Source organism: Pseudomonas sp. SW-3, assembly GCF_016615645.1.
Classification (GTDB): domain Bacteria; phylum Pseudomonadota; class Gammaproteobacteria; order Pseudomonadales; family Pseudomonadaceae; genus Aquipseudomonas; species Aquipseudomonas mandelii.
Map to the genome: position 1 here is coordinate 4,627,301 of NZ_CP067098.1, position 24,132 is coordinate 4,651,432.

24 protein-coding genes and 1 riboswitch are annotated in these 24,132 nt (G+C 61.0%); of the genes, 6 read left to right on the forward strand and 18 right to left on the reverse strand.

Annotated elements, in window-relative coordinates:
• Window positions 1–92 precede the first annotated feature (92 nt).
• Window positions 93–404, reverse strand: a complete 312-nt coding sequence (locus tag JIO00_RS20735; RefSeq protein ID WP_169856710.1) for a cupin — start codon at window positions 402–404, stop codon at window positions 93–95.
• Window positions 405–446: 42 nt separating this feature from the next.
• Complete coding sequence (locus JIO00_RS20740; RefSeq protein WP_010456761.1) at window positions 447–1,640, reverse strand: MFS transporter; 1,194 nt, start codon at window positions 1,638–1,640, stop codon at window positions 447–449.
• Window positions 1,641–1,731: 91 nt separating this feature from the next.
• On the opposite strand from JIO00_RS20740, the gene JIO00_RS20745 reads away from it, so the two are divergent.
• Window positions 1,732–2,271: a TetR/AcrR family transcriptional regulator gene (locus tag JIO00_RS20745; protein WP_010456762.1), complete on the forward strand. Its 540-nt coding sequence runs from the start codon at window positions 1,732–1,734 to the stop codon at window positions 2,269–2,271.
• A gap of 263 nt (window positions 2,272–2,534) precedes the next feature.
• Window positions 2,535–6,005 (forward strand): hybrid sensor histidine kinase/response regulator, encoded by a 3,471-nt coding sequence (locus JIO00_RS20750; protein ID WP_077749800.1) that lies wholly within the window; start codon window positions 2,535–2,537, stop codon window positions 6,003–6,005.
• A 138-nt stretch (window positions 6,006–6,143) separates the two neighbouring features.
• Here JIO00_RS20750 and rmuC read toward each other — a convergent pair whose 3' ends face one another.
• Window positions 6,144–7,508 (reverse strand): DNA recombination protein RmuC, encoded by a 1,365-nt coding sequence (gene rmuC, locus JIO00_RS20755; RefSeq protein WP_200668662.1) that lies wholly within the window; start codon window positions 7,506–7,508, stop codon window positions 6,144–6,146.
• A gap of 175 nt (window positions 7,509–7,683) precedes the next feature.
• The gene (locus JIO00_RS20760) at window positions 7,684–8,007 is read right to left on the reverse strand and encodes a sel1 repeat family protein (RefSeq protein WP_077749798.1); all 324 of its coding nucleotides are present in this window, start codon (window positions 8,005–8,007) and stop codon (window positions 7,684–7,686) included.
• Window positions 8,008–8,947: 940 nt separating this feature from the next.
• On the opposite strand from JIO00_RS20760, the gene JIO00_RS20765 reads away from it, so the two are divergent.
• From JIO00_RS20765 to JIO00_RS20775, 3 genes are all read left to right on the forward strand, one after another.
• Complete coding sequence (locus tag JIO00_RS20765) at window positions 8,948–9,172, forward strand: hypothetical protein (RefSeq protein ID WP_008031832.1); 225 nt, start codon at window positions 8,948–8,950, stop codon at window positions 9,170–9,172.
• Window positions 9,173–9,449: 277 nt separating this feature from the next.
• Entirely contained in the window at window positions 9,450–9,932 is a 483-nt protein-coding gene (locus JIO00_RS20770; RefSeq protein ID WP_010456766.1) for a hypothetical protein, read from the forward strand.
• A 146-nt stretch (window positions 9,933–10,078) separates the two neighbouring features.
• Window positions 10,079–11,350 (forward strand): OmpP1/FadL family transporter, encoded by a 1,272-nt coding sequence (locus JIO00_RS20775; RefSeq protein ID WP_010456768.1) that lies wholly within the window; start codon window positions 10,079–10,081, stop codon window positions 11,348–11,350.
• A 90-nt stretch (window positions 11,351–11,440) separates the two neighbouring features.
• On the opposite strand, the gene JIO00_RS20780 is transcribed toward JIO00_RS20775, so the two are convergent.
• The 14 genes from JIO00_RS20780 to cobO all read right to left on the reverse strand — a co-directional run bounded on the left by JIO00_RS20780 (window position 11,441) and on the right by cobO (window position 23,038).
• The gene (locus tag JIO00_RS20780) at window positions 11,441–11,992 is read right to left on the reverse strand and encodes a glutathione peroxidase (protein ID WP_010456770.1); all 552 of its coding nucleotides are present in this window, start codon (window positions 11,990–11,992) and stop codon (window positions 11,441–11,443) included.
• A 55-nt stretch (window positions 11,993–12,047) separates the two neighbouring features.
• Window positions 12,048–12,170 (reverse strand): hypothetical protein, encoded by a 123-nt coding sequence (locus JIO00_RS29970; RefSeq protein WP_010456772.1) that lies wholly within the window; start codon window positions 12,168–12,170, stop codon window positions 12,048–12,050.
• Entirely contained in the window at window positions 12,167–13,375 is a 1,209-nt protein-coding gene (locus JIO00_RS20785) for an MFS transporter (protein WP_200666758.1), read from the reverse strand. Before JIO00_RS20785 ends, JIO00_RS29970 begins: the two co-directional genes overlap by 4 nt.
• A 52-nt stretch (window positions 13,376–13,427) precedes the next feature.
• A complete protein-coding gene (locus JIO00_RS20790) occupies window positions 13,428–13,832 on the reverse strand; it encodes a MarR family winged helix-turn-helix transcriptional regulator (RefSeq protein ID WP_010456776.1) in 405 nt (134 codons plus the stop codon).
• A gap of 203 nt (window positions 13,833–14,035) precedes the next feature.
• A complete protein-coding gene (locus tag JIO00_RS20795; RefSeq protein WP_172791425.1) occupies window positions 14,036–14,767 on the reverse strand; it encodes an adenosylcobinamide-GDP ribazoletransferase in 732 nt (243 codons plus the stop codon).
• Window positions 14,768–14,769: 2 nt separating this feature from the next.
• On the reverse strand, window positions 14,770–15,345 hold the full coding sequence (cobC, locus tag JIO00_RS20800; RefSeq protein ID WP_200666759.1) for an alpha-ribazole phosphatase family protein: 576 nt from the start codon (window positions 15,343–15,345) through the stop codon (window positions 14,770–14,772).
• Window positions 15,342–16,397, reverse strand: coding sequence for a nicotinate-nucleotide--dimethylbenzimidazole phosphoribosyltransferase (gene cobT / locus JIO00_RS20805; protein WP_200666760.1), 1,056 nt, complete (start codon window positions 16,395–16,397; stop codon window positions 15,342–15,344). Before cobT ends, cobC begins: the two co-directional genes overlap by 4 nt.
• Entirely contained in the window at window positions 16,394–16,915 is a 522-nt protein-coding gene (gene cobU, locus JIO00_RS20810) for a bifunctional adenosylcobinamide kinase/adenosylcobinamide-phosphate guanylyltransferase (RefSeq protein WP_083376021.1), read from the reverse strand. The genes cobT and cobU overlap by 4 nt, the downstream gene beginning before the upstream one ends.
• A 118-nt stretch (window positions 16,916–17,033) precedes the next feature.
• Entirely contained in the window at window positions 17,034–18,485 is a 1,452-nt protein-coding gene (locus JIO00_RS20815) for a cobyric acid synthase (RefSeq protein ID WP_083376020.1), read from the reverse strand.
• A complete protein-coding gene (gene cobD / locus JIO00_RS20820) occupies window positions 18,482–19,474 on the reverse strand; it encodes a threonine-phosphate decarboxylase CobD (RefSeq protein ID WP_169856677.1) in 993 nt (330 codons plus the stop codon). Before cobD ends, JIO00_RS20815 begins: the two co-directional genes overlap by 4 nt.
• Window positions 19,467–20,375: an adenosylcobinamide-phosphate synthase CbiB gene (gene cbiB / locus JIO00_RS20825; RefSeq protein ID WP_200666762.1), complete on the reverse strand. Its 909-nt coding sequence runs from the start codon at window positions 20,373–20,375 to the stop codon at window positions 19,467–19,469. Before cbiB ends, cobD begins: the two co-directional genes overlap by 8 nt.
• Window positions 20,372–21,022, reverse strand: coding sequence for a 5,6-dimethylbenzimidazole synthase (gene bluB / locus JIO00_RS20830; RefSeq protein WP_200666764.1), 651 nt, complete (start codon window positions 21,020–21,022; stop codon window positions 20,372–20,374). Before bluB ends, cbiB begins: the two co-directional genes overlap by 4 nt.
• The gene (locus JIO00_RS20835; protein WP_169856673.1) at window positions 21,019–22,416 is read right to left on the reverse strand and encodes a cobyrinate a,c-diamide synthase; all 1,398 of its coding nucleotides are present in this window, start codon (window positions 22,414–22,416) and stop codon (window positions 21,019–21,021) included. The genes bluB and JIO00_RS20835 overlap by 4 nt, the downstream gene beginning before the upstream one ends.
• 10 nt (window positions 22,417–22,426) lie before the next feature.
• Complete coding sequence (cobO, locus tag JIO00_RS20840; protein ID WP_077749787.1) at window positions 22,427–23,038, reverse strand: cob(I)yrinic acid a,c-diamide adenosyltransferase; 612 nt, start codon at window positions 23,036–23,038, stop codon at window positions 22,427–22,429.
• Between the two features lie 80 nt (window positions 23,039–23,118).
• Window positions 23,119–23,351, reverse strand: a riboswitch (cobalamin riboswitch).
• 155 nt (window positions 23,352–23,506) lie between these two features.
• On the opposite strand from cobO, the gene JIO00_RS20845 reads away from it, so the two are divergent.
• A complete protein-coding gene (locus JIO00_RS20845) occupies window positions 23,507–24,091 on the forward strand; it encodes a hypothetical protein (protein ID WP_077749786.1) in 585 nt (194 codons plus the stop codon).
• The last annotated feature ends 41 nt before the right edge of the window (window positions 24,092–24,132 follow it).

Below are 24,132 nucleotides of genomic sequence, written 5' to 3' on the forward strand. Positions count from 1 at the left end.
TCCTCTTGTGAGGTGGAATCCATGGTAGATCCGAATCGAATATCTATATAACGGGTAATATCTCTAACTGTTATCTGTTTTGTAGATATGCGTCAGACGCTACCTTCCGTCTCGATCACCAGGATCCGCGCCGCACCTTGTGGATGGGCAACGTGTTCGGTGCCCACCGAGGCGTAGAAAATGTCGCCGATGTCGAGCAGCGTGTCCTTTTCAACGCCGTCGTCGCGATAGCGCATCTGCACTTGGCCATCGAGTACGACGAACACTTCCTGCCCATCGTTGACGTGCCATTTATACGGCTGATCGGTCCAGTGCAAACGGGTGGTGATGCCGTTCATGTTGGCGATATCCAAGGCGCCCCAGGCGCGGTCAGCAGTGAAGGATTTGCTGCGGATGATCTTCATCGGGTGGTCCGTTGAAATGGGTGGCGACGCCAAGGCTAGCGGTCATCGAGCATCGGCGCCACAGACTTTGGCAGGCTGTTGACGCATCAACGCGGGCAGAGCACTGACCGCCAGGATAATCAGCACCGCGCCATAACCATCAGTCGTGGTCACCAGCCCAAAGGCCCGCGTCAGATTCCCCGCCAGCAACGATGGCAGGCAGAACGCCAGATAACTGAGCACATAAAACGCCGACATCAACCCGGCCCGTTCATGAGGCAAGGCTAACGGCACGACACTGCGCAACGCGCCGAGGAAACTCGCGCCAAAACCGCAACCGGCGACCAGCGTCCCGATGAAAAACAACGGCAGGCTGGCGCTGTGAACCGCCAGTAAAATCAGCGCCACACCGACGGGCAGAATGCTCGCGCCGACCCGCAAGACTTTGTCGGCCGGGCGACTGCGCAAGGTGTAGATCATCAGCGCGCCGGTGACGGTCAGCACCGCCACTGTCGCACCGCCAATCAGATTGGAAGTCGATCCGGTGGCCGTCCGCACAAGGGATGGAGCGAGGGACGCGTAAAAACCGCCGAGCGCCCAGGCGGCGGTGTTGATCGGCAACACCAGCCACAACGCACGCCTTGCCTGGATGGGCACATGCAGAGTCGGGCGCAGCGACGCCAATGCGCCACGTTGCGCACTGACACTTTCCGGCAGACGCCAGACGTACAGCGCTTGCAACCCGAACATCGCGAGCAGCACCCAGAAGGTCAATTGCAGTGGCAGCGGCGCGAACTCGGCCAACAAACCACAACCCATGGCACCTAACGCCATACCGAGCAGCGGCGCGACGCTATTGATCAGCGGACCTTGCTGGCGATCCGTGTCGAGCAGCGCGGCGCCCAACGCAGCCGTGGCCATCCCGGTAGCAAAACCCTGAAGCACCCGGGCACTGATCAACCAGGCGACGCTGTCGGCATTGATAAATAGCAGCATGGCCAGCATGTTCAGCGCCACAGCGGTGAAAATCACCGGTTTGCGTCCCAGGTAATCCGAGAGCGAACCGACCGTGAGCAGCGCGGCGAGCAAGCTGATGGCGTAGACGCCGAAGATCAGGGTCAGGGTCGCCGCCGAAAATTGCAGGTGTTCCTGATACAAGTGGTACAGGGGCGTTGGTGCAGTGGAAGCGGCGAGAAAACTCAGTAAAGTGATCGCCAGGAACCACAGGCTGGAACGGTTTGATATCGAGCTGGACATGCGCACACTCCGCAAAAGCTAATTTGTTGCTTTTGCGGAGTGTGCTACTGCCCCGCGCTTAAAGCAAATTCTTTGTGTTAAGGTCCGCCGTATGGCTATTAAAGAAGGTTTACGCCCGGGCGGTCGAAGCGCCCGGGTGCAAGAGTCGATTCATTCGGCTGTCCGCGCCCTGCTTGAAGAGCAGGACCGCTCGACCGTGACCGTCCCGCAAATTGCTGCGCGCGCGGGAGTGACGCCGTCGACCATTTATCGGCGCTGGGGCGATTTGTCGGTGTTGCTGGCAGACGTCGCGCTGGCGCGCATGCAACCCGACAGCGAACCCGCCAATACCGGCAGCCTGCGCGGTGACGTGCGAGCCTGGGCCGAGCAATACCTGGACGAGATGAGTTCCGAGCCTGGCCGCAACATGCTTCGCGACGTGCAATGCAGCCTCACACCGGTCTATTGCACGACGATCATTGGCGGGCAGTTGCAGACGATTCTGGACCGTTACCCGGATCAGCCGAAGCCGAGTGTTGATCGATTGATCAACCTGGTGGCGGCACCGACGGTGTTTCGTATCCTGTTTTCAGCGGCGGCGCTGGAGGTTGAGGAGTTGCATCAGTTGATCGAGATTGCTTTGAATCAGTGAGGCCGTTTTCGCGGGCAAGTCGGGTCGCCGCATCTCACGCTCCTACAGGCTTTTTTGTCGTTCGCAGATTATGTAAACGACACATAACCTGTAGGAGCGAGGCGTGCCCGCGAAGAGGTCAGCACAAACACTAAAATCCAACTGACAAACACCCTGCGACACCCCACCACGCCACGACCTTGGTCGACACTGACTATCCCCGGCCATCGTGCGAGACTGTCTGACCGGGCGGGAGTCCCGGGTGTCTTTTGTCGGGAGTTCCCATGTCGCTGTCCAGCGGGCTGATCGCCGCCGTCGCCCTGGCCTATATGGCCATCATGTTCGCCATCGCCTTTTACGGCGACCGTCGCAGCACACCGTTGCCGCCGCGAGTGCGCGCCTGGGTATACAGCCTGTCGCTGGCGGTCTATTGCACCAGCTGGACCTTCTTTGGCGCCGTCGGCCAGGCCGCCGAGCAACTCTGGTCATTCCTGCCAATCTACCTCGGGCCGATCCTGCTGCTGGTCTGCGCGCCGTGGGTCCTGCAAAAAATGGTGATGATCAGCAAGCAGGAGAACATCACCTCCATCGCCGACTTCATTGCCGCCCGCTATGGCAAATCCCAATCGCTGGCGGTGGTGGTGGCGCTGATCTGCCTGGTGGGCGTGTTGCCCTACATTGCACTGCAACTCAAGGGCATCGTTCTCGGGGTGAACCTGCTGATCGGCGCCGGTGCCGACGCCATGGGCACCCGCGCCCAGGACACGGCGCTGATCGTGTCGCTGGTGCTGGCGCTGTTCACCATTGTCTTCGGTACCCGCAACCTCGACGCCACGGAACACCACCGTGGCATGGTGCTGGCGATTGCCTTTGAATCGCTGGTCAAGCTGTTCGCGTTTCTCGCGGTCGGCGCGTTCGTGACTTACGGCCTGTACGACGGATTCGACGACCTGTTCAACCAGGCCATGCTCGCCCCGCGCCTGGAGGCGTACTGGAAGGAAACCATTAACTGGCCGTCGATGGTGGTGCAGACCGGCGTGGCCATGATGGCGATCATCTGCCTGCCCCGGCAGTTCCACGTGACGGTGGTGGAAAACATCGACCCTCAGGATTTGCGCCTGGCGAAATGGGTGTTCCCTGCCTACCTGGCGCTGGCAGCGCTGTTTGTCGTGCCTATCGCCCTCGCCGGCCAGATGCTGCTGCCCAGCTCGGTCCTCCCGGACTCTTTCGTCATCAGCCTGCCACTGGCCCAAGCCCATCCGGCTCTGGCGATGCTGGCCTTTATCGGTGGCGCCTCGGCGGCGACCGGCATGGTGATTGTCGCCAGCGTGGCGCTGTCGACCATGGTTTCCAACGACATGTTGCTGCCGTGGCTGCTGCGCCGAAACAACGCCGAGCGACCGTTCGAAGTGTTCCGCCAGTGGATGCTGTCGGTGCGCCGGGTCAGCATCGTGGTGATTCTTTTGCTGGCTTACGTCAGTTATCGCCTGCTCGGCTCCACAGCGAGCCTGGCGACCATCGGCCAGATCGCCTTCGCTGCCGTGACCCAATTGGCCCCGGCCATGCTCGGCGCGCTGTACTGGAAACAGGCTAACCGCCGGGGCGTGTTCGCCGGTCTCGCCGCCGGGACATTCCTCTGGTTCTACACCCTGATTCTGCCGATCGCGGCCCACAGCCTCGGTTTGTCCTTGAACAGTTTCCCGGGGCTGGCCTGGTTGCACAGCAACCCGCTGAACCTGCCGCTCACCCCGCTGACCCAAGGCGTCGTACTGTCGCTGGCGGCCAACTTCACGCTGTTCGCCTGGGTGTCGGTGCTGTCACGCACGAGGGTGTCGGAACACTGGCAGGCCGGTCGTTTCATCGGTCAGGAAATCAGCGCGCGCCCCAGCGCCCGCTCGATGCTCGCAGTGCAGATCGACGACTTGCTGCAACTGGCCGCACGCTTCGTCGGTGAAGAACGGGCGCGGCAGAGCTTCATCCGTTTTGCCTACCGCCAAGGCAAAGGCTTCAACCCGAACCAGAACGCCGACGGTGAATGGATCGCCCACACCGAACGCTTGCTGGCGGGTGTACTCGGCGCTTCTTCGACGCGTGCGGTAGTCAAGGCCGCCATCGAAGGTCGTGAAATGCAACTGGAGGATGTCGTGCGGATCGCCGACGAAGCCTCGGAAGTGTTGCAGTTCAACCGCGCCCTGTTGCAAGGCGCCATCGAAAACATCACTCAAGGCATCAGCGTGGTCGACCAGTCGCTGAAACTGGTGGCCTGGAACCGGCGTTATCTGGAACTGTTCAATTACCCCGACGGGCTGATCAGGCTTGGCCGCCCGATTGCCGACATCATTCGCTACAACGCCGAGCGCGGACTGTGCGGCCCCGGTGAAGCCGAAGTGCACGTCGCCCGCCGCCTGCACTGGATGCGTCAGGGCCGCGCCCACACCTCTGAAAGACTGTTTCCCAACGGGCGTGTGATCGAGCTGATCGGCAACCCGATGCCCGGCGGCGGTTTCGTCATGAGTTTCACGGACATCACCGCGTTCCGTGAGGCCGAGCAGGCGCTGACCGAAGCCAACGAAGGCCTGGAGCAGCGGGTCACCGCGCGGACCCACGAACTGTCCCAACTGAACGTGGCCTTGACCGAAGCCAAGGGCACCGCCGAATCGGCCAACCAGTCGAAAACCCGCTTTCTGGCGGCGGTCAGCCATGACTTGATGCAACCGCTGAATGCCGCACGCCTGTTCTCCGCCGCGCTTTCCCATCAAGAGGACGGTCTGTCCAGCGAGGCGCAGAAACTGGTGCATCACCTCGACAGCTCGTTGCGCTCGGCCGAGGACCTGATCAGCGATCTTCTGGATATTTCCCGCTTGGAGAACGGCAAGATCAACCCGGACCCCAAACCCTTCGTGCTCAACGAGTTGTTCGATGCGCTCGGTGCCGAGTTCAAGGCACTGGCTCAGGAACAAGGGCTGAAATTCCGTGTTCGGGGCAGCACATTACGGATCGACAGCGACATCAAACTGCTGCGTCGGATCCTGCAGAATTTCCTGACCAACGCGTTCCGCTACGCCAAGGGGCCCGTGCTGCTCGGCGTCCGGCGGCGCAAGGGCGAGTTGTGCCTGGAGGTGTGGGACCGTGGACCGGGAATCCCTGAAGACAAGCAGCTAGTGATTTTCGAAGAATTCAAACGCCTCGACAGCCACCAGACGCGCGCCGAGAAAGGCCTGGGACTGGGGCTGGCGATTGCCGACGGGCTGTGTCGCGTTTTGGGTCACACTTTGCGTGTAAGGTCCTGGCCGGGGCGCGGCAGCGTGTTCAGCGTCAGCGTACCGCTGGCGCGGGCTCAAGTCGTCGCGCCAACCCAGGTCAGCGAGCTCAATGGCCATGTGCTGAGCGGCGCGCAGGTGCTGTGTATCGATAACGAAGACAGCATCCTGATCGGCATGAACAGCCTGCTGACACGCTGGGGTTGCCAGGTCTGGACCGCACGCAACCGCGACGAATGTGCAGCGCTGCTGAAGGACGGTGTACGCCCGCAATTGGCGCTGGTGGATTACCACCTGGACCATGGCGAGACCGGGACCGAGTTGATGGCGTGGTTACGAACCCAACTGGGTGAGCCGGTGCCGGGAGTGGTGATCAGTGCCGATGGCCGGCCGGAGACGGTGGCCCAGGTGCATGCGGCGGGCCTGGAGTACTTGGCCAAACCGGTGAAACCGGCGGCGTTGCGGGCGTTGTTGAGCCGGCATTTGCCGTTGTAAGAGCGGGTTTTAATCCCGTAGTGATTGAACCGACGCCTTCGCGAGCAGGCTCGCTCCCACGGTGGATCGGTGTTGTTGCCTACATCGAGTGAACAATACAAAACCCTGTGGGAGCGAGCCTGCTCGCGATGCTTTCAGCTATTCAGGCAACTCGGCCAAGCCATCGACGTCGGTCATCGCTCGTTCCAGCAGATCAGCCGGCAAGCTCTTGCTGGCGCGCGCTCCCAGCAGCTTCAACTGCTCACTGCGACTGACCAGGTTGCCGCGCCCTTCTGTCAGCTTGTTGCGCGCTGAGCTGTAGGCCTTGTCCAGTTGCTGCAAGCGATTGCCGACTTCATCCAGGTCCTGGATGAACAACACGAACTTGTCGTACAGCCACCCGGCGCGCTCGGCAATTTCCCGGGCGTTCTGGCTCTGGCGCTCTTGCTTCCACAGGCTGTCGATGACCCGCAGGGTCGCCAGCAACGTGGTCGGACTGACGATGACGATGTTGCGGTCGAAGGCTTCCTGGAACAGCGTCGGCTCAGCCTGCAACGCAGCGGAGAACGCCGCTTCGATCGGCACGAAAAGCAAGACGAAATCCAGGCTGTGCAAGCCGTCGAGTCGCTTGTAATCCTTACCTGACAGGCCTTTGACGTGATTGCGCAGCGACAGCACGTGCTGTTTGATGGCGATCTGGCCGATGGCATCGTCCTCGGCGGCCACGTATTGCTGATAGGCCGTGAGGCTGACCTTGGAATCGACCACCACCTGCTTGTCGCCCGGTAGATAAATGATCACGTCCGGCTGGAAACGCTCACCGTCCGGCCCCTTGAGAGTGACCTGAGTCTGGTACTCGCGACCCTTTTCCAACCCGGCGTGTTCAAGCACGCGCTCAAGAATCAACTCGCCCCAGTTGCCTTGGGTTTTCTGCCCTTTCAACGCACGAGTGAGGTTGGTGGCTTCGTCGCTCAGGCGCAGGTTCAGTTGCTGCAGGCGTTCCAGCTCTTTGGCCAGGGAAAACCGTTCACGGGCCTCGGCCTGATAGCTTTCCTCAACGCGTTTTTCGAAAGACTGAATGCGTTCTTTCAAAGGATCGAGCAACTGGCCCAGGCGCTGCTGGCTGGTTTCGGCGAAACGCTGCTCGCGCTCGTCGAAGATCTTGCCCGCCAGTTCGGCGAACTGTGCTCGCAGTTCGTCTCGTGAGCCTTGCAGGTCGTTAAGGCGTTGTTGATGGCTGTCCTGCTGCTCACGCAGCTCGGCCTGGAGCGAGGCCGCTTGAGAGTCCAGACGCCGCAGTTCGGCTTCTTTGCCGGCGCGCTCGATGTTCCAGGCGTGAGCCGCATCGCGGGCATCGTCGCGCTCTATCTGTAGCAGTTCGATTTCGCGGCGCATGGCGGCCAGCTCTGCCTGCTTGGCGGCGTTAGCCTGGCCAAGATCACCGATTTCATCGCGGCAGGCTTCGAGCTGAGCGTTCAAGCCGTCCTGCGCCAGTAGCGACATGGCCAGACGCTCTTCCAGCAAAGCCACCTCGGCTTGCCCCACGCTCGCCCGACGCTGGATTTGCCAGGCCAGTACCAGCAAGGGCAGTGCGGCACCCGCCAGACCCAGCAAAATGCTGGTCAAGTCCATAGCCATAGCGACTCCTGCCGATGAGATAAAGCTTGAAGGGTAACCAAGGCGTCAGGACTTGGACAGCTCAGTCTTCGACCAGGCCCAGTTCCTGTTGAGCACGCCGGTCCCCTGCCCGCGCCGCCTGGCGCAACAGATCCTGGCCAATGCGGCGATCGCGGGCATTGCCGCATTCGCGGCACATCAGCTGGCCGAGACGACTTTGCGCGGCCACCACGCCTTCACGGGCAGGCTGTTTGAGCAAGCGTCCGGCGAAATGTTTGACGTTGGTATTTTCACCCAGGCGCGGGCTATCGAGCAGCCACTCCGCCACGCGCATCGAAAAGCGTTTGGGAGGGGTAACACTGGGAGGTGTTGAGGTAGCAGAAACTGATACGGAGCGAAACTTCATAAAGCACTGTGGGGCAGATCGGAAGGCGCGCCACTCTACTCTTTTTTTCTTACAGGTAAAGCCTAAAAAAACCCGGCACGCCCGTCCTAGAGCAAGCGCTCGGGACAATCCACAGAAGCTGTGGATAACTCAGTGGACAACCGCCCTTGAACTCGCGCAAAGCCCTGTGGAATGGGGCTCGCAGTCAAACTGACGATTTTTTCACCAGTAAAAAAAAGCGATGTTTTTCATTGACTTAAATTTTCAATACAGGCACCCACTGGGGTCGTGGCGTGGATGACAGTCCGGTTACAGTCTGCGCAACTTATGTGCACAAGTACCTTCGCGGCAGTTATATCGATGCGTTTTTTCGGAGCGTTTTGTAGGCATTTTCTGGGGATAACCTTGGCAAACCCTTGTTCCAGGCGTTTGCCCGAGCGACGACCAATGGTCGGAAATGATCCCATTACCCAGCGTGTCAGCAGGGCATGGCAATTATTTTGCTTTAACGCTTCCCTTCGCCCATTCAATTCGTTACTATCCGCGGCGTTAGTACCAAGCTGAAAGTCAATTCTGGTCGAACAAATCCTCCCGGTCAGCCTTCCCAACGGAAGCCTCTACCGAACAAGCGGGATCGACCACCTCGATGGTTTCCAGGTAAACCTTGCGCCAACACTGCCTTTGAATCGAATGCAAAGGGTGTTGCGAAGCTCACTTACTCTGACCGAACCAGCCTGCAAATTGATCAGGATCTTCACCCCGGGCCCAGAACCTTTGCCCTTGATGTGTTGCCTGCCCTCCTAAGTACCTACCTGCCAGCCCAAGCGCGCCAATTATCAGCGCTTCAAACTGGCTGCTTTGTTCCAGTCGGGTTCTTCGTTCGACCAATGGTGGTCGTCGTCACTGGAACGTTTTAATTTTGCACGGCTCTTATCCGTGTCGCTTGTAGGAACACCCAATCATGACTACTCAAATCCACACTCAGGATGCAATCCGCACCCTAACCAACGCTTTTGCTCCAATGAACTGCCTGATCATGGCCGCTCGCAAAGGCTGCTTCAGCTTCACCCTGGTCAACGAACACGGCATCGCTCGTCACAGCGAACGCCTGTACCCCGATCAATACTCCAGCGCAGAACCGCTGCAGGCCGTGATCGAGCGTACCCGTCAGGCACTGGTTGCCTGATACGCCAGAAAGACTGAAAACCTCAAAAGCCCTGCTCAAAAAGCGGGGCTTTTTATTGCCCGATATTTCTCATTGCGCAGCCTTCGGCTAAGTTCCAAACGATATAACGGTTATAACTCGAAGCCGGAAATATTTTAAAAACAGGCCTTTACAGCGCGAATATGACACTACACTTCAACTCAAGCGGCTTGATCCGCTTCCGGCGAGCCTGAGTCGATCAACCTGCTGCCAACGCTCCCTTCAGGTATCGCCGCCCATTTGATGTTTCGAGGGCTTTATGGGTATCGCTGCCAGCGAACTGTGCCGTTATGTGATCCGTCCGACATTGATTTACCTCGGGCGCCATAGCGCAACTGCCGAATCCCTTCTGCTGGGCATTGCCGCCAGCCAGTCAGCCCTTGGTTCCGCCCTGCATGACCGCCGTGGACACGGCCTGTACCGAATTGCCGAACCCCGCCACCAGGCCCTCTGGGATCACTACCTGGCATTGGACCCTGAGCGCGCGAGCCTCGTGCGCGGCCTCGCCAGTCAGCATGCCTTTCTCAGCGGGCCTCACCTGGAGTTGATCGTCAACCTGCGTTACGCCACTGCCATCGCCTGGCTGCTGGTAGAAGAACAGAACACTCCCCTCCCCGCCGCGGATGACTTGTTGGGAATGGCCCGAATCTGGCGCCAGACTTTTCAACCTCAAGGACGCCTGCGCGATTTCACCTACGCCTGGCAAACCTGTGTTTCACCCCTGAATCAGGTTGCCTGCTGATCCACCGATTTCCAAAGATCCCGCAACGGGACGCGAATCTGGTCGGATTGTCCTACAAAACCGCTCTAACTCAAGCCATACAGCCTATAGCGCTGGGACGAAAATGTTGGTAATTTTCGCCCCGGTGATCACCAGGAGTTCTAATAATGAAAAAAGTAATGCTCAAAACCACACTTAGCCTCGCTGTTACCTTGGCATCCACCCAGATTTTCGCAAGTGGCTTCGCCATCAACGAACAGAGCATCAGCGGGATGGGTACAGGTTTTGCCGGGCGATCTTCCTCTGCCGATGACGCAAGCACAATTTTTGGCAACCCTGCCGGCATGTCCCGCCTCAAGCGCGAACAAGTCACCGGCGGTGCTGCATTTCTCGACGCACACACTGACATCAGCCACGCCAGCTCCAGCCCGAACAGCGGCAGCAACGACGGCGACATGGTTCCGTTCATCGCCGTGCCTATGGGCTACTACGTCAAGCCAATCGACGACCACTGGGCTTTCGGTATCGGCATGTACGCGCCATTCGGCCTGGTGACCGACTACGAGAACGGCTTCGCCGGCCGTTACTTCGGCAGCAAAAGCGAAGTCAAGATCGTCACCCTGCAACCGACTGTCAGCTACGCCTTCAACGACAAGGTCTCCATCGGTTTCGGCCCGACCATCAACCGCATCGACGGCACTCTGGAATCGAACCTGTCGATCACCCAGGCCGCACCGGACGGCAAGGTCAAGATCAAAGGTGACGACACCGCACTGGGCTACAACATCGGTGTTCTGGTGCAAGCCACCGACAGCACTCGCGTCGGCCTGACCTACCACTCGAAAGTGAAGTACAAGCTCGAGGGTGACACCAAGGTCAACTACAACGTCCTGGGCCTGGTCGGCCAGAACCCAAGCCAGAAGTACGACGCCTCGCTGGACCTGACCACGCCTGAATCGGTGGACTTCTCGGTGACTCATAAGCTGGACGACCAGTGGACACTGTACGCAGGCAGCACCTGGACGCGCTGGAGCCGCCTGAAAGAAATCACCGTCGATAACAAAGGTGTTCCGGCCATCCTGAACGGTCAGTTCGGGACCATCACCGAAGAACAGAACTGGCATGACACCTGGGCTCACGCCATCGGCGCGTCCTACCAGTTGAACAAGCAATGGGTATTGCGTACCGGTCTGTCCTTCGACCAGGCGCCGACCAACAACGTCGACCGTTCCCCACGCATCCCGACGGGCGATCGCAAGATTTTCAGCGTGGGCGCCGGCTGGAGCCCGACCGACGACCTGACCATCGACGTAGCGTATTCGTACCTGCGTGAAGAGTCGGTCAAGGTCACCAACAGCAACGACCGTGGCCAGAACTACAACGCCAAGTATGAAAACTATGCGAATGGTTTCGGCGTAGGCGCGACCTACCGCTTCTGATGAAGCCCGGCGAGCCTGAAACGCTCGCCGCTTGAATCAAAAAAGCCCCGCTCTCTTGTACAGAGGCGGGGCTTTTTCATGGGCGTTCAATCAGGGTTGCGAGGCGAGGGCTTTTTCCACCGCGGCAATGAACTCGGGATCGTCGGGCTTGGTCAGGCTGGAGAAATTGGCGATCACCTTGCCTTTGCGATCGACCACGTATTTGTAGAAATTCCACTTCGGCGCGCTGGTCTGTTTGGCGAGGACCTTGAACAGGTGAGTCGCGTCATCGCCGCGGACTTTCTGCGGCTCGGTCATGGTGAACGTCACCCCATAGTTCACGTAGCAGACCTTGGCGGTCTCAGCGCCGTCCTTGGACTCCTGCTTGAAGTCATTGGACGGAACGCCGATCACCTCCAGCCCCTGATCCTTGTAACGCTGATTCAGAGCCTCAAGGCTTTTGAACTGTGGGGCAAAGCCACAGAAGCTTGCGGTATTGACCACCACCAGCGGCTTACCCTCAAACCGCTGGCACAGGTCGATGGATTCCTTGGCGCGCAGCTTGGGCAACGAGCCCTGCAACAGCTCCGGGCACTCGGCCGCTTGTGCCAATCCGGTAAACGCCACCAGCAACGCGGGGACTGCAATCCAGCGCATCAGCATGTCGGTGCATCCTTGATTAATGGTCACAAACGAAGTTACTCGCCCTCGCCTGTTCCTAGCAAGCGCCCATGCCCAACTGCATCAGCGCCAATCCGCCCTGATGCCAGCCCCACCAGGCCAAGGCCAGCAGCAAGGCACCGACAGCGACCACCGCCACTCGCGGCCAGAGACGGTTCATATCGCACTCAACCGGGTTTGCAGACGCGCCACCGGCTGCTCACGCACCGGCCAGTTCAGGGCGGCGGCCAACAGACTCAAGAGAATCGCTACTTGCCAGATCAAGTCATAGCTCCCGGTTCGGTCATACACCACGCCACCCAACCAGCCGCCGAGGAACGAACCGAGCTGGTGGAAGAGGAAAACAATCCCGCCGAGCATGGACAGGTTTCGCACGCCAAACAAGGTCGCCACGGTGCCGTTGGTCAATGGCACGGTCGACAACCACAGGAAGCCCATCGCCATGCCGAACAGGTACGCGGTGGTCGTGGTCACCGGCGCCCACAGAAACAGCATAATCACCACCGCCCGCAGCAGGTACAGACCGGTGAGCAAGCGCGGCTTGGACATGCGACCGCCGAGCCATCCTGCGGTGTAGGTGCCGAAGATATTGAACAGCCCGATCAGCGCCAGCACCGTGGTGCCCACTGTGGCCGGAAGGTGCTGATCCACCAGATAGGCCGGCAAATGCACGCCGATGAACACCACCTGGAAACCGCAGACAAAAAAGCCGAACGCCAACAGCCAGAACCCCGAATGGGAGCAGGCTTCCCGCAGCGCTTCAGAGAGGGTTTGTTCATGGCCGAGCACTGGCAGCGGTTTGTCCTTGAGCATGCTCACCAGCGGGATAATCAGCGCCACCAGCAAGCCCAGGACCAGCAATGCCGCGGACCAGCCCAGCCAGCCGATCAGCCCCAGCGTACCGGGCAACATGGCGAACTGACCGAAAGAGCCGGCAGCGCTGGCGAGGCCCATGCCCATGCTGCGTTTCTCCGGGGGCACGGCGCGACCGACCACGCCAAGGATCACCGAGAACGAAGTGCCCGACAGGCCGATGCCGATCAACAGGCCCGCACTCAGGGACAACGTCACCGCCGAGTCGGACAAGCCCATGAACACCAGGCCCAACGCGTACAGCACACCGCCGACCAACACCACTTTCGCCGCGCCAAAGCGGTCGGCCAGCGCGCCGGTGAACGGCTGCGCCAGACCCCAGATCAGGTTTTGCAGGGCGATGGCAAAAGCGAACGTCTCACGCCCCCAGCCGAATTCGGCACTCATCGGTGCCAGGAACAGCCCGAAGCCGTGTCGCACGCCCAACGACAATGCCAGGATCAGCGCACTCCCCACCAACACCCAACCGCATGTACGCCACATCAAGGTCATTCTTATTCTCCGGTAGCGGGTATATACCCGCTTAAGATCGGAAAAACCGGCATCACGCCAGTTCGTCCAGCAGTCGCAACAAGGTTTCGCGTTTTTCGGCGCCCAGACGATCGACCAGCCGCTGCTGCGCCGCCTCCCATGCAGGCAAGGCCGCGGCCAGGCGAGCTGCGCCCGCCTCGGTCAGCCGGACAATGCGATTACGCATGTCCTCACCCTCGACCAGCGCCACCAGGCCCTCACCTTCCAGCACCCGAAGATTGCGCCCCAGGGTGCTGCGGTCCAGCCCCATGGCTTCGGCCAGGGTGGAAATACTCGGTTCATTCAGACGCTGCAGATTGCACAGCAAAGAATACTGGGCAACGTTGATCCCGAAGCCATCGAGAGCGCCGTCGTAATGCCTGCTGACGCCACGGGCGGCGCGACGCAGGTTGATGCATAAACATTGGGAATCGAGCATGGTGCGTGTATATACCCGCGAGTGTGTTAAATCAAGTTACAGATGAGTTCATTGATAAATATTCGAGGTGCTTGGTCGACCGCCTTCGCGAGCAGGCTCGCTCCCACAGTGGATCTTCAGTGGACGTTAAATTTATGCAAGACGCCATCAACGTGGGAGCGAGTCTGCTCGCGATGAGACCGGCACATCCTGCCCACAAACCATCAGACCAACGCCCATCCCACCAGCACCACCATCTCCAGCAATTCCAGCATCGCCCCGGCCGTATCCCCCGTCGTGCCGCCCAATCGCCGCAGCATCACCTGCCGCAACCAAACGAACATCCCCCCCGCCAGCACAATCGCCCAGACACCACTGAACCCTGCGATCAGTACACACGCCAACGCACTGGCCGCCAACACCCGCCTACCCGCCAAACGCGGCAAATGATCCGCCAGCGCCTGCCCCAACCCGCCGGCACGCACATACGGCGTGGTCAGGAACAATCCCAGCATCGCGCTGCGGCCAATCAGCGGAACGATCATCAGAAAAAGACTGTGCTGCCGCTCGATCAATGCCAGCAACGCGGCGAATTTGAGCAGCAACACCAACACCAGCGTCACCACCGCAATCGGTCCGCTGCGCGGGTCTTTCATGATGGTCAGCGTGCGCTCGCGGTCGCCGAAGCCCCCGAGCCACGCATCGGCGCTATCGGCCAGACCGTCCAGGTGCAACGCGCCGCTGAGCAATACCCAAGCGCTCAGCAGAAGCGCTGCGTGAAGCAACAAAGGCGTGCCCAGTAGCAGCCAGTTCAGTGCCCATAACAGCGCGCCGAACAGCAGCCCCACCAGCGGATAAAACAGCAGCGACCGACCCAGTTCCTGAGGCGCCGGCATGCCTGGCAGACGAATCGGCAAACTGCTGAGAAATTGCAGGGCGATCCAGAAGGGCAGCATGGTCAGATCGCTTCCTTGAGGAGGACGCATGACTCGACGCTCAACGAAAACAGCGAGCCATGCCCGACCTCGACGTTCAGCAACTGCTCACGGGGCAAACCACGTGCCTGAGCCAGCAACAAACGCATGACACCGCCATGACTGATCAGCAAGATCCGTTCACCCGCATACGCCGCGTGCAGACGCGCTACCGCCGTCAGCACCCGCGTTGAGAAATCTTCGACCGGCTCACCTTCCGGCGGCGTAAAGGCATACGGATCGGCCCAGAACAGCCCCAACCCCTCGGCGTCAGTCTCCATCAGCGCCGCCGCGCTCTGCCCTTCCCAGGCACCGAAATGCAGCTCCTGCAGATCCTTGTCCAGGTGCACAGGCAACTCCAACTGCGCACCGAGCTCATGCGCAAACCGCGCACATCGTTGCAGCGGCGAACTGATCAACCGATCCCATGGCCCTTGCTCGACCACCGCCGCGCGCATCTGCGCCCAGCCCTTGTCGGTCAGCGCATCGTCGAGGCTGCCGCGCAAACCGCCGCCCAGTTCGGTTTCCCCGTGGCGCAGAAGATCCAGTCGCAACGTCATGCCGGACGATCCGCCACCGCTGCTTCGGCGAAGGTTGCCATCTGCCCGTGAAGATCGCAGGCCAGACGCAGCAACGGCACGGCCAACGCGGCGCCACTGCCCTCGCCCAGACGCAGCCCCAGATCCAACAGCGGCTCGGCATTGAGGGTTTCCAGTACATGACGATGACCCGGCTCGGCACCGCGATGGCCGAACAACAGCCATTCGCGGCAGCCAGGGTTCAAACGCACCGCCACCAACGCGGCGACGCTGCAGATAAAGCCGTCCACCAGCACCGCAACACCCTTCTGGGCGCACGCCAGATATGCGCCGACCAGCGCCGCAATCTCAAAACCGCCGATATTGAACAGGGTTTGCAACGCATCACCGCGCTGAGCACCGTGTAATGCCAGGGCACGCTCGATGACCTGGGCTTTGTGGCTGACCCCCGCCGCGTTCAAACCGGTGCCCGGCCCGGCCAGATGCACCACCGGGCAATCGAGCAAGGCACAGGCCAGCGCGCTGGCCGCCGTGGTGTTGCCGATGCCCATCTCGCCGCCGATGAACAGCTGCGCGCCATTGGCGACCGCACGTTGCACGCTGTCGCGACCAGCCTGCAAGGCGAGTTCACCCTGGGTAGCCGTCATGGCCGGGCTTTCGACGAAATTGGCGGTACCCGCGCCGATGTTGAGGTGACGCACGCCTGGCAAATTCAACGACGGCGTTACCGTGCCGAGGTCGACCACTTCGAGGGAAGCCCCGAGCTGGCGCGCCAACACGCTGATCGCTGCACCGCCGCTGACGAAGTTGTGCAGCATCTGCCCGGTGACTTCCTGAGGGAACGCCGACACGCCTTCTGCAACTACACCATGATCGCCGGCAAAAATGGCAATCCACAGCTGATCGAGACTCGGTTTGACCTGCCCTTGCAGCCCCGCCATTTGCACGGCCACCGATTCCAGTCGGCCAAGGGAGCCAGCGGGTTTGGTCAGTTGCTGTTGACGTGCCTGCGCCTGCTCGACGGCTTGCGCGTCGATCGGCTTGCACGGGTTCAGCCACCAGTATTGAGTCATAACGCGGTTCCTTTCAAAGTCAGGGGCAGGCCGGCGACGGTCAGGACGACTCGTTGGCAGCGCTCGGCCAGGGCTTGATGCAGCCAACCGGCTTCATCGACATAGCGGCGAGTCAATTCGCCCAGCGGCACGACACCCATTCCGGTCTCGTTGCTGACAAAAATGATTTCACCCGGCAAGGAGGCCAGGCAGTCCAACAGGGCTTCGCGTTCGACGTTGAGACGTTTGGCGTCGTCGAGCATCAGCAGATTGGTCATCCACAGGGTCAGGCAATCCACCAGCAGGCAACGCTCGGCGCGGGCGCTTTCGCGCAATACGCGGGCGAGTTCGATTGGCTCTTCGATCAACGCCCATTCGGCTGGACGACGGGCCCGGTGATGGGCGACCCGTTCGTTCATTTCACCGTCCAGCGGTTGGCTGGTGGCGATGTAAGTCACTTGGAGGTGACTGTCTAACGCAAGTTTTTCAGCCAGTCGGCTTTTGCCGGAGCGGGCGCCGCCGAGGATCAGTTGCAGCATGGTTCATTCCTTAAATATGCGGTGTAGCTGCTGGCCTATTCGCGGACAAGCCTCGCTCCTACAGGGCTGAGCCGCTCTTGACCTTGTAGGAGCGAGGCTTACCCGCGAAAGCGTCCTCTCAAAAACCGCAGAGCTCACGCAACAACGCGGTATCCAAATGCTTCTCCACCAGATCCGCCAACCGCTCGATATCCCGCTCGCGCAACCCGTGGTAATCCACGTCCTGCACCTCCTGCAAACCCGCCCAGCGCAGCAGCGCACTGCACGCCGCCGGGGATTCAAACAGGCCATGCAGGTAGGTGCCGAAAATCTGCCCGTCAACACTTTGCGCGCCATCGCAGCGACCATCGTCCAGCTGCACCGCAGCGTTTTCCAGCGCTGGCCCGGTGGTCACCCCGGCATGGATTTCATAGCCACTGACCTGCGCATCCTCCAGCGCCAGACGACCGCGCACATTGCGCAATTGCTTCTCTTCTTCGAGCTGTGTTTCGAACGCCAGCAAGCCCAGGCCAGCACTGGAACCCGGCGCGCCTTCGAGGCCCAGCGGATCGTGCACCTGCTCACCGAGCATCTGCAGACCGCCGCAAATCCCCAGCACTTTTCCGCCATAACGCAGATGACGACTGATGGCCGTGTCCCAGCCATTGGCCCGCAGGTACGCAAGATCACTGCGCACACTTTTCGAGCCGGGAAGAATGATCAGATCAGCCGGCGGGATTGCCTGGCCGGGGCCGATGAATTGCAGGTCGACTTGCGGATGCAGGCGCAGCGGATCGAAATCGGTGTGGTTGCTGATGCGCGGCAGCACCGGCACCAGCACTTTGAGCACGCGTTCAGCCTTGTCGGCCTGGCGCTGATCGATGCCGTCCTCGGCTTCCAGGTGCAAATCCATCACATACGGCAGCACGCCGATCACCGGTTTGCCGGTGCGCGCTTCCAGCCAATCGAGGCCGGGTTGCAGCAAGGCGAGGTCACCGCGAAAACGGTTGATGATGAAGCCTTTGACCCGCGCCTGCTCGGTCGGCGACAGCAGTTCCAGCGTGCCCACCAGATGCGCGAACACCCCGCCGCGATTGATGTCGGCGATCAACACCACCGGACAATCCACCGCTTCGGCAAAGCCCATGTTGGCAATGTCGCCGGCACGCAGATTGATCTCGGCCGGCGAGCCCGCGCCTTCGACCATGACCACCGGATACGCCGCGCTCAATCGTTCATGGGAAGCCAGTACGGCTTGCATGGCGATGGCTTTGTAGTCGTGATAGGCGACCGCGTTCATGGTCGTGACCGCGCGACCATGGATGATGACCTGGGCGCCTGTGTCGCTGTTGGGCTTGAGCAGCACCGGATTCATGTCAGTGTGCGGTTCCAGGTTGGCCGCCTGGGCCTGCACCGCCTGGGCGCGGCCGATCTCGCCGCCGTCGGCGGTCACGGCACTGTTGAGGGCCATGTTCTGCGGTTTGAACGGCACGACGCGCACGCCCTGACGCGTGACCCAGCGACACAACGCCGTCACCAGCGTGCTTTTACCGGCGTCGGAGGTGGTGCCCTGCACCATCAATGTTGTCATTGGGCTTCCTTTACGAAGGCTTGAAGCGCTTGCTCAAGACGCAGCCAATCGGCTTCATCCGCCGGCAAGCCGAAACGCACGCTGCTGTTGTGGGCGAACAGCCGCAGCAAGATGCCGCGCCTGGCCATGAACTCGTGAAGCGCTTCGGCATGCTCGGTCATCAGCCATTGAAACAAGGCGCAGCCACCCTGCGGCTGCAAACCATACTGCCCAAGCAAAAGTGCCAGGCGTTTGCCGGCCTCTTCGCTGCGCGCGCGCTGCCTTGCATGGCCTTCGGTGTCCAGCAAACAGGCTTGGCCCAACACGCGTGTCGGCCCGCTGACCGCCCACGGGCCCACCTGCTCTGCGAGCAGTTTAAGCAGCTTGCGCTCAGCCAGCACAAAGCCCAATCGCACACCCGCCAGGCCAAAAAACTTGCCGAAGGAACGTAGCACGATCAGGCCGACCTGATGGGCAAACGGCGCGAGGCTCAACGCCGGCGTGTTATCCATGAACGCTTCGTCCACCACCAGCCAGCCGCCGCGCGAGGCCAGTCGGGCATGCCAGTCGAGCAAGCGACTCGTGCTCAGGCTCAAGCCTGTCGGGTTGTTCGGGTTGACCACCACCAGCACGTCGAGGCTGTCGATATAGAAGTCGACTTCCTGCTCCAGCACCTCGCGCACGATGTAACCATTGCTGCGCCATGCGTGCGCGTGTTCGGCGTAACACGGCGACAGCACGCCGACCTTACCGGCCCGACGCAAACGCGGCAGTAACTGGATGGCCATTTGCGAACCGGCCACCGGCAGCACCTGTCCGGTGCCGTAATAATCGCAAGCAGCCTGCTCCAGACCATCATCGGTTTCCGGCAAGCGCGCCCAGGCGCGCAACGGAATGTCCGGGATCGGGAATGGCCACGGCGCGAGGCCGCTGGACAGGTCCAGCCAGTCAGCTTCGGCAATGCCATATTCGAGCGCGGCCTTGCGCAAGCGACCACCGTGCTCAAGCATAGAATTCAGCTCCCACGCAGAGAATCAGCAGCCATAACCATACCCCGCGCTGAACCAATTGCCAGCCACGGTCGATGGAATCGGCATCCGCCGGCACGCCTTCGCCCAGTTGCGGGCGCTGATGCACTTCACCGTGATAGATCGCCGCCCCGCCCAACTCGACGCCGAGCGCACCGGCACCGGCCGCCATGACGGGCCCGGCGTTGGGGCTGTCCCAGGTCGGGCCCTGGGTGCGCCAGCATTTCAAGGCCAGCCGGGTTTTGCCCAGCAGCGCGTAGGTCAACGCCACCAGGCGTGCAGGCAGGTAGTTGAGGACATCGTCGATCTTCGCCGCCGCCCAACCGAAACGTTCGAAGCGTTCGTTGCGGTAACCCCACATGGCATCGAGGGTGTTACTCAAGCGATAGAGCACCACACCGGGCGCACCGGCCACGGCAAACCAGAACAGCGCAGCAAATACTGCGTCGCTGCCGTTCTCCAGGACAGATTCAGTGGCGGCACGGGCCACTTCGGTTTGATCCAGTTCGCTGGTCTGACGGCTGACCAAATAACCCACGCGCTTGCGGGCTTCGTCCAGATCATCGCTGCGCAAAGCCTTGGCCACCGGCTCGACGTGCTCACCAAGGCTACGCATGCCGAGGGCGCAATAGAGCGCGAGAATCTCGACAATCCAGCCCACATACGGTGCCCAGGAAAAAGCCGTGGCGAGCAAGGTCAGCGGCACGACCGCGATTACCCACGCGGTGACGCCATGGCTGCGCCAGCCACGTCCCTCACCGTTGAAACGTTGCTCGATGCGGTCGGCAAAACGGCCGAACGCCACCAGCGGATGCCAGCGTTTGGGTTCACCCAGCAGCGCGTCCAGCGCAACCGCGGCGACGCTCAATAACGCCACACTCATTGACTCACTCCCCAATAATTTTCATACAGCAACTCACTGAGCGGACGCGCCTGCGCCCACCCTTCGAGTACCAGCATCGGCGCCGCATAGAATTCCTTGACCGGGCCGAGACAAAGAACCGCCAACGGCTTGGCCCCGGGTGGCAAACCCAGCAGGTTCGCCAGCGCTTGCGGTTCGAACAGCGACACCCAGCCCAAGCCCAGACCTTCGGCGCGGGAGGCCAGCCAGAGGTTCTGGATCGCGCAGGACAGCGAGGCCATGTCCATTTCCGGCAAGGTGCGACGACCGAAGATGTGGCGCTCTCGATCATCCATGAGCGCGGCGACCAACACCTCGGCGCAGTCGTTGATGCCTTCGACCTTGAGCTTCATGAATTCGTCAGTGCGCTCGCCGAGGGCTTCGGCGGTGCGGATGCGTTCTTCTTCCACCAGTCGCTGGATGTTGCCTCGCAGGGCCCGGTCGCTGATGCGGATGAAGCGCCAGGGCTGCATCAGGCCGACGCTCGGGGCCTGGTGGGCGGCTTCGAGCAGACGCCGCAACAACTCGGGCTCGACGGTGCCGCCACTGAAGTGGCGCATGTCGCGACGTTCGGCGATGGCTCGGTAGACCGCTTCGCGTTCGGCTTCGGAGAATGCGTTGTCGGTCATGGCCTCTTCGCGAGCAGGCTCGCTCCTACAGGGGTTAGGTGATCCATTGTAGGAGCGACGGTGCGACGATTCGGCCTGCTCGCGAAGGCGGCATCAAGGTCAGGCGCAAAAAGCGCGGCGACTGCGGTGGGGTTGGACGGAAAATAAAAATGCACATAAGAGGCGGTCATCCGCCCCTCACGGTAAACCGCCTCCGCCCCACGCCCGCCGTTCGGACTGAGTCCACGGGCAATCGGCTCAAGTTCGGTGCTGGTCAACGAATGGTGATAGGTGTGCCCACGCAGTGAACCTTCCGGCAACTCAACCGCTTGCAACGCCAGCGCGGCCAGACGCTTTTGCATCACCGCATCACCTTTGAGTAAGCCCACCAGTTCGGCGCGAGTTCCCTCGACATCAGTCAACGAATCGAGCAGGTACAACATCCCGCCGCACTCGGCCAGCAACGGTTTGCCGGCAGCATGATGGGCGCGGATCGCGTCGAGCATCGAGGTGTTCTGTGACAGCGCCACATGGTGCAGTTCCGGATAACCGCCCGGCAGATAAAGGCTGTCAGCTTCCGGTAGATCAGCATCGCGGATCGGCGAGAAGAACAGCAACTCGGCGCCCATGGCCCGCAGCAAGTCCAGGCTCGCGCCGTAGGTGAAGGCAAACGCTTCATCACGGGCCACGGCAATTCGGATGCCTTTAAGCAAAGGCTCGGCGGCGATCACGTCGGGCCCGGCGAACTCCACGGCAGGCGGCAGCGCCACATCGCAACTGCTGGCCAGCGATTCGGCCGCCGCATCGAGGCGCAGGTCCAGATCATTCAACTCGCTGGCCTGGACCAGACCGAGGTGCCGACTGGGCAATTCGATCCCGGTTTCCCGCGACAAGGCGCCGTACCAGCGCAAGCCTTCCGTCAGGCTGCCTTCGAGCAATTGCGCATGACGCAGCGTGCCCACGCGGTTGGCCAGTACACCGGCAAACGGCAAGTCCGGCTGATACTTCGCCAGCCCCAACGCCAACGCACCAAAGGTCTGCGCCATGGCCGTGCCGTCGATCACGCCGAGCACCGGCACACCGAAGTGCCGCGCCAGGTCGGCACTGGACGGCGTGCCGTCGAACAGGCCCATGACGCCTTCTATCAGGATCAGGTCGGCTTCCCCGGCCGCTTCCCATAACAGACGACGACTTTCCTGCTCGCCGACCATCCACATGTCCAGTTGATACACCGGCGCACCGCTGGCGCGCTCGAGAATCATCGGGTCGAGAAAGTCCGGGCCACATTTGAACACGCGGACCTTGCGCCCCTGATTGCGGTGCAAACGGGCCAGCGCAGCGGTGACGGTGGTCTTGCCCTGACCGGAGGCCGGCGCGGCAATCAATACCGCCGGGCAATGACGATGACTATTCATAAAGTGCGGCTCACAACTCGACGCCTTTTTGCGCTTTGATGCCGGCCTGGAACGCGTGCTTGATCACGCCCATGTCGGTGACTGTGTCGGCCAGTTCGATCATCTCTGGCTTGGCGCCGCGACCGGTGACCACCACGTGTTGCATCGGCGGACGCGCCTGCAAATCACTTAGTACCTGATCGAGGTCGAGGTAGCCGTGCTTGAGGGCGATGTTCAACTCATCCAGCACCACCAGACCGATCGACGGGTCACGCAGCAGTTCCTGGGACACCGCCCATGCGGCCTCGGCGGCGGCGATGTCACGCTGGCGGTCCTGGGTTTCCCAAGTGAAGCCCTCGCCCATCACATGAAAACGCACCTGCTCCGGAAAGCGGCGGAAGAACAGCTCTTCGCCGGTGCTGTTACGGCCCTTGATGAACTGCACCACGCCGCACTGCATGCCGTGGCCCATGGACCGGGCGAGCATGCCGAAGGCCGAGCTGCTCTTGCCTTTGCCATTGCCGGTCAGCACCAGCAGCAGGCCGCATTCGTTCGGGGAGTTGGCGATGCGTTCGTCGATCACCGCTTTTTTTCGCTGCATGCGCGCCAGGTGGCGTTCGTCACGATCAGGGGAATCAGTCATGGGGAGCTCTCCGTTGAGGCTGGATAACGGCGGGCAGGCACAAGAATAGACGGCAACAAGCCTGGCATCGCCCACCGTGATGCCGTTGGATGAATCAGGCCGGTCTCCGGGCTCATGAGCGGCTTGCGCCGGACTGCGCGCCTTCCCATATCGACAGTCGACACAGTGGCTCAAGACGCAGTCTTTACTCATTTACCGTTGCGGGGGCAGCGCCGGGATCATGACTCTTCGTCGCTTGAAGAGAGTCACTCACCGGCTTCCCTGTTTCACTCTGTCGGCTTCGCCACAGAGCACCTGAAACAAGCCGCGAAGGTTAGAGGGTTGGGGGGGGAGCGTCAATTGAAGACAGGGCACGGATTCTCGATAGACTGCCGCCCATCAATAACCTGACGTCAATCTTGCGCCATACTGCCAGCAGTGATATCAAAGCGCCATAAACCCAACAACACAATTACAAGGGTGAGCGACATGCAAGGCATGATCATCAGTAATCCGAAGCTGGAATTCCTGCGACCGGTGCTGGAACGCTGGTTTGACTGTATCGACCGCTTTAACGCCGTGCGCGGCGATAACGACACGCCTTATTGGTACGACGAGAAAGCCAACCTTGGCCTGCTCTGCGCCGCGGCCTGGATGGCGGAAATGGTCACGCTGCAACAAACGCCGACCCGTAAACAGAACGAAGAAGGCGAACGCAACAGCCGCGCCGACCTGTTTATCGCCACCGCCGAAGAACGCGCCTACCTTCAGGCCACTCAACGCTGGCCGAAGGTCAACAGCCTGAACCTGAGCCAGGCGCTGCAGGACATCACCAGCGACGCCAAACGCATCAGCTACGCCAGCGACCTGAAACTCGGCTGCCTGTTCGTTGCGCCACAAAAGGCCCAACAGAGCGCGACCCCGGAAGAACTCCAGGACATGGTCGACGACCTGCAAAAGGAACACAGCTGCGCCGTGGCCTGGTATTTCCCGTACGCCTATCGCAAGTTGCGCAACGAAGCCGGTCACTATCACCCCGGCATCGCCGTGCTGCTCAAGGAAGCCCGCGGCTGACCGGTTGAACCATCGCGCGTCTAAGCTTCTCTATGACTAAG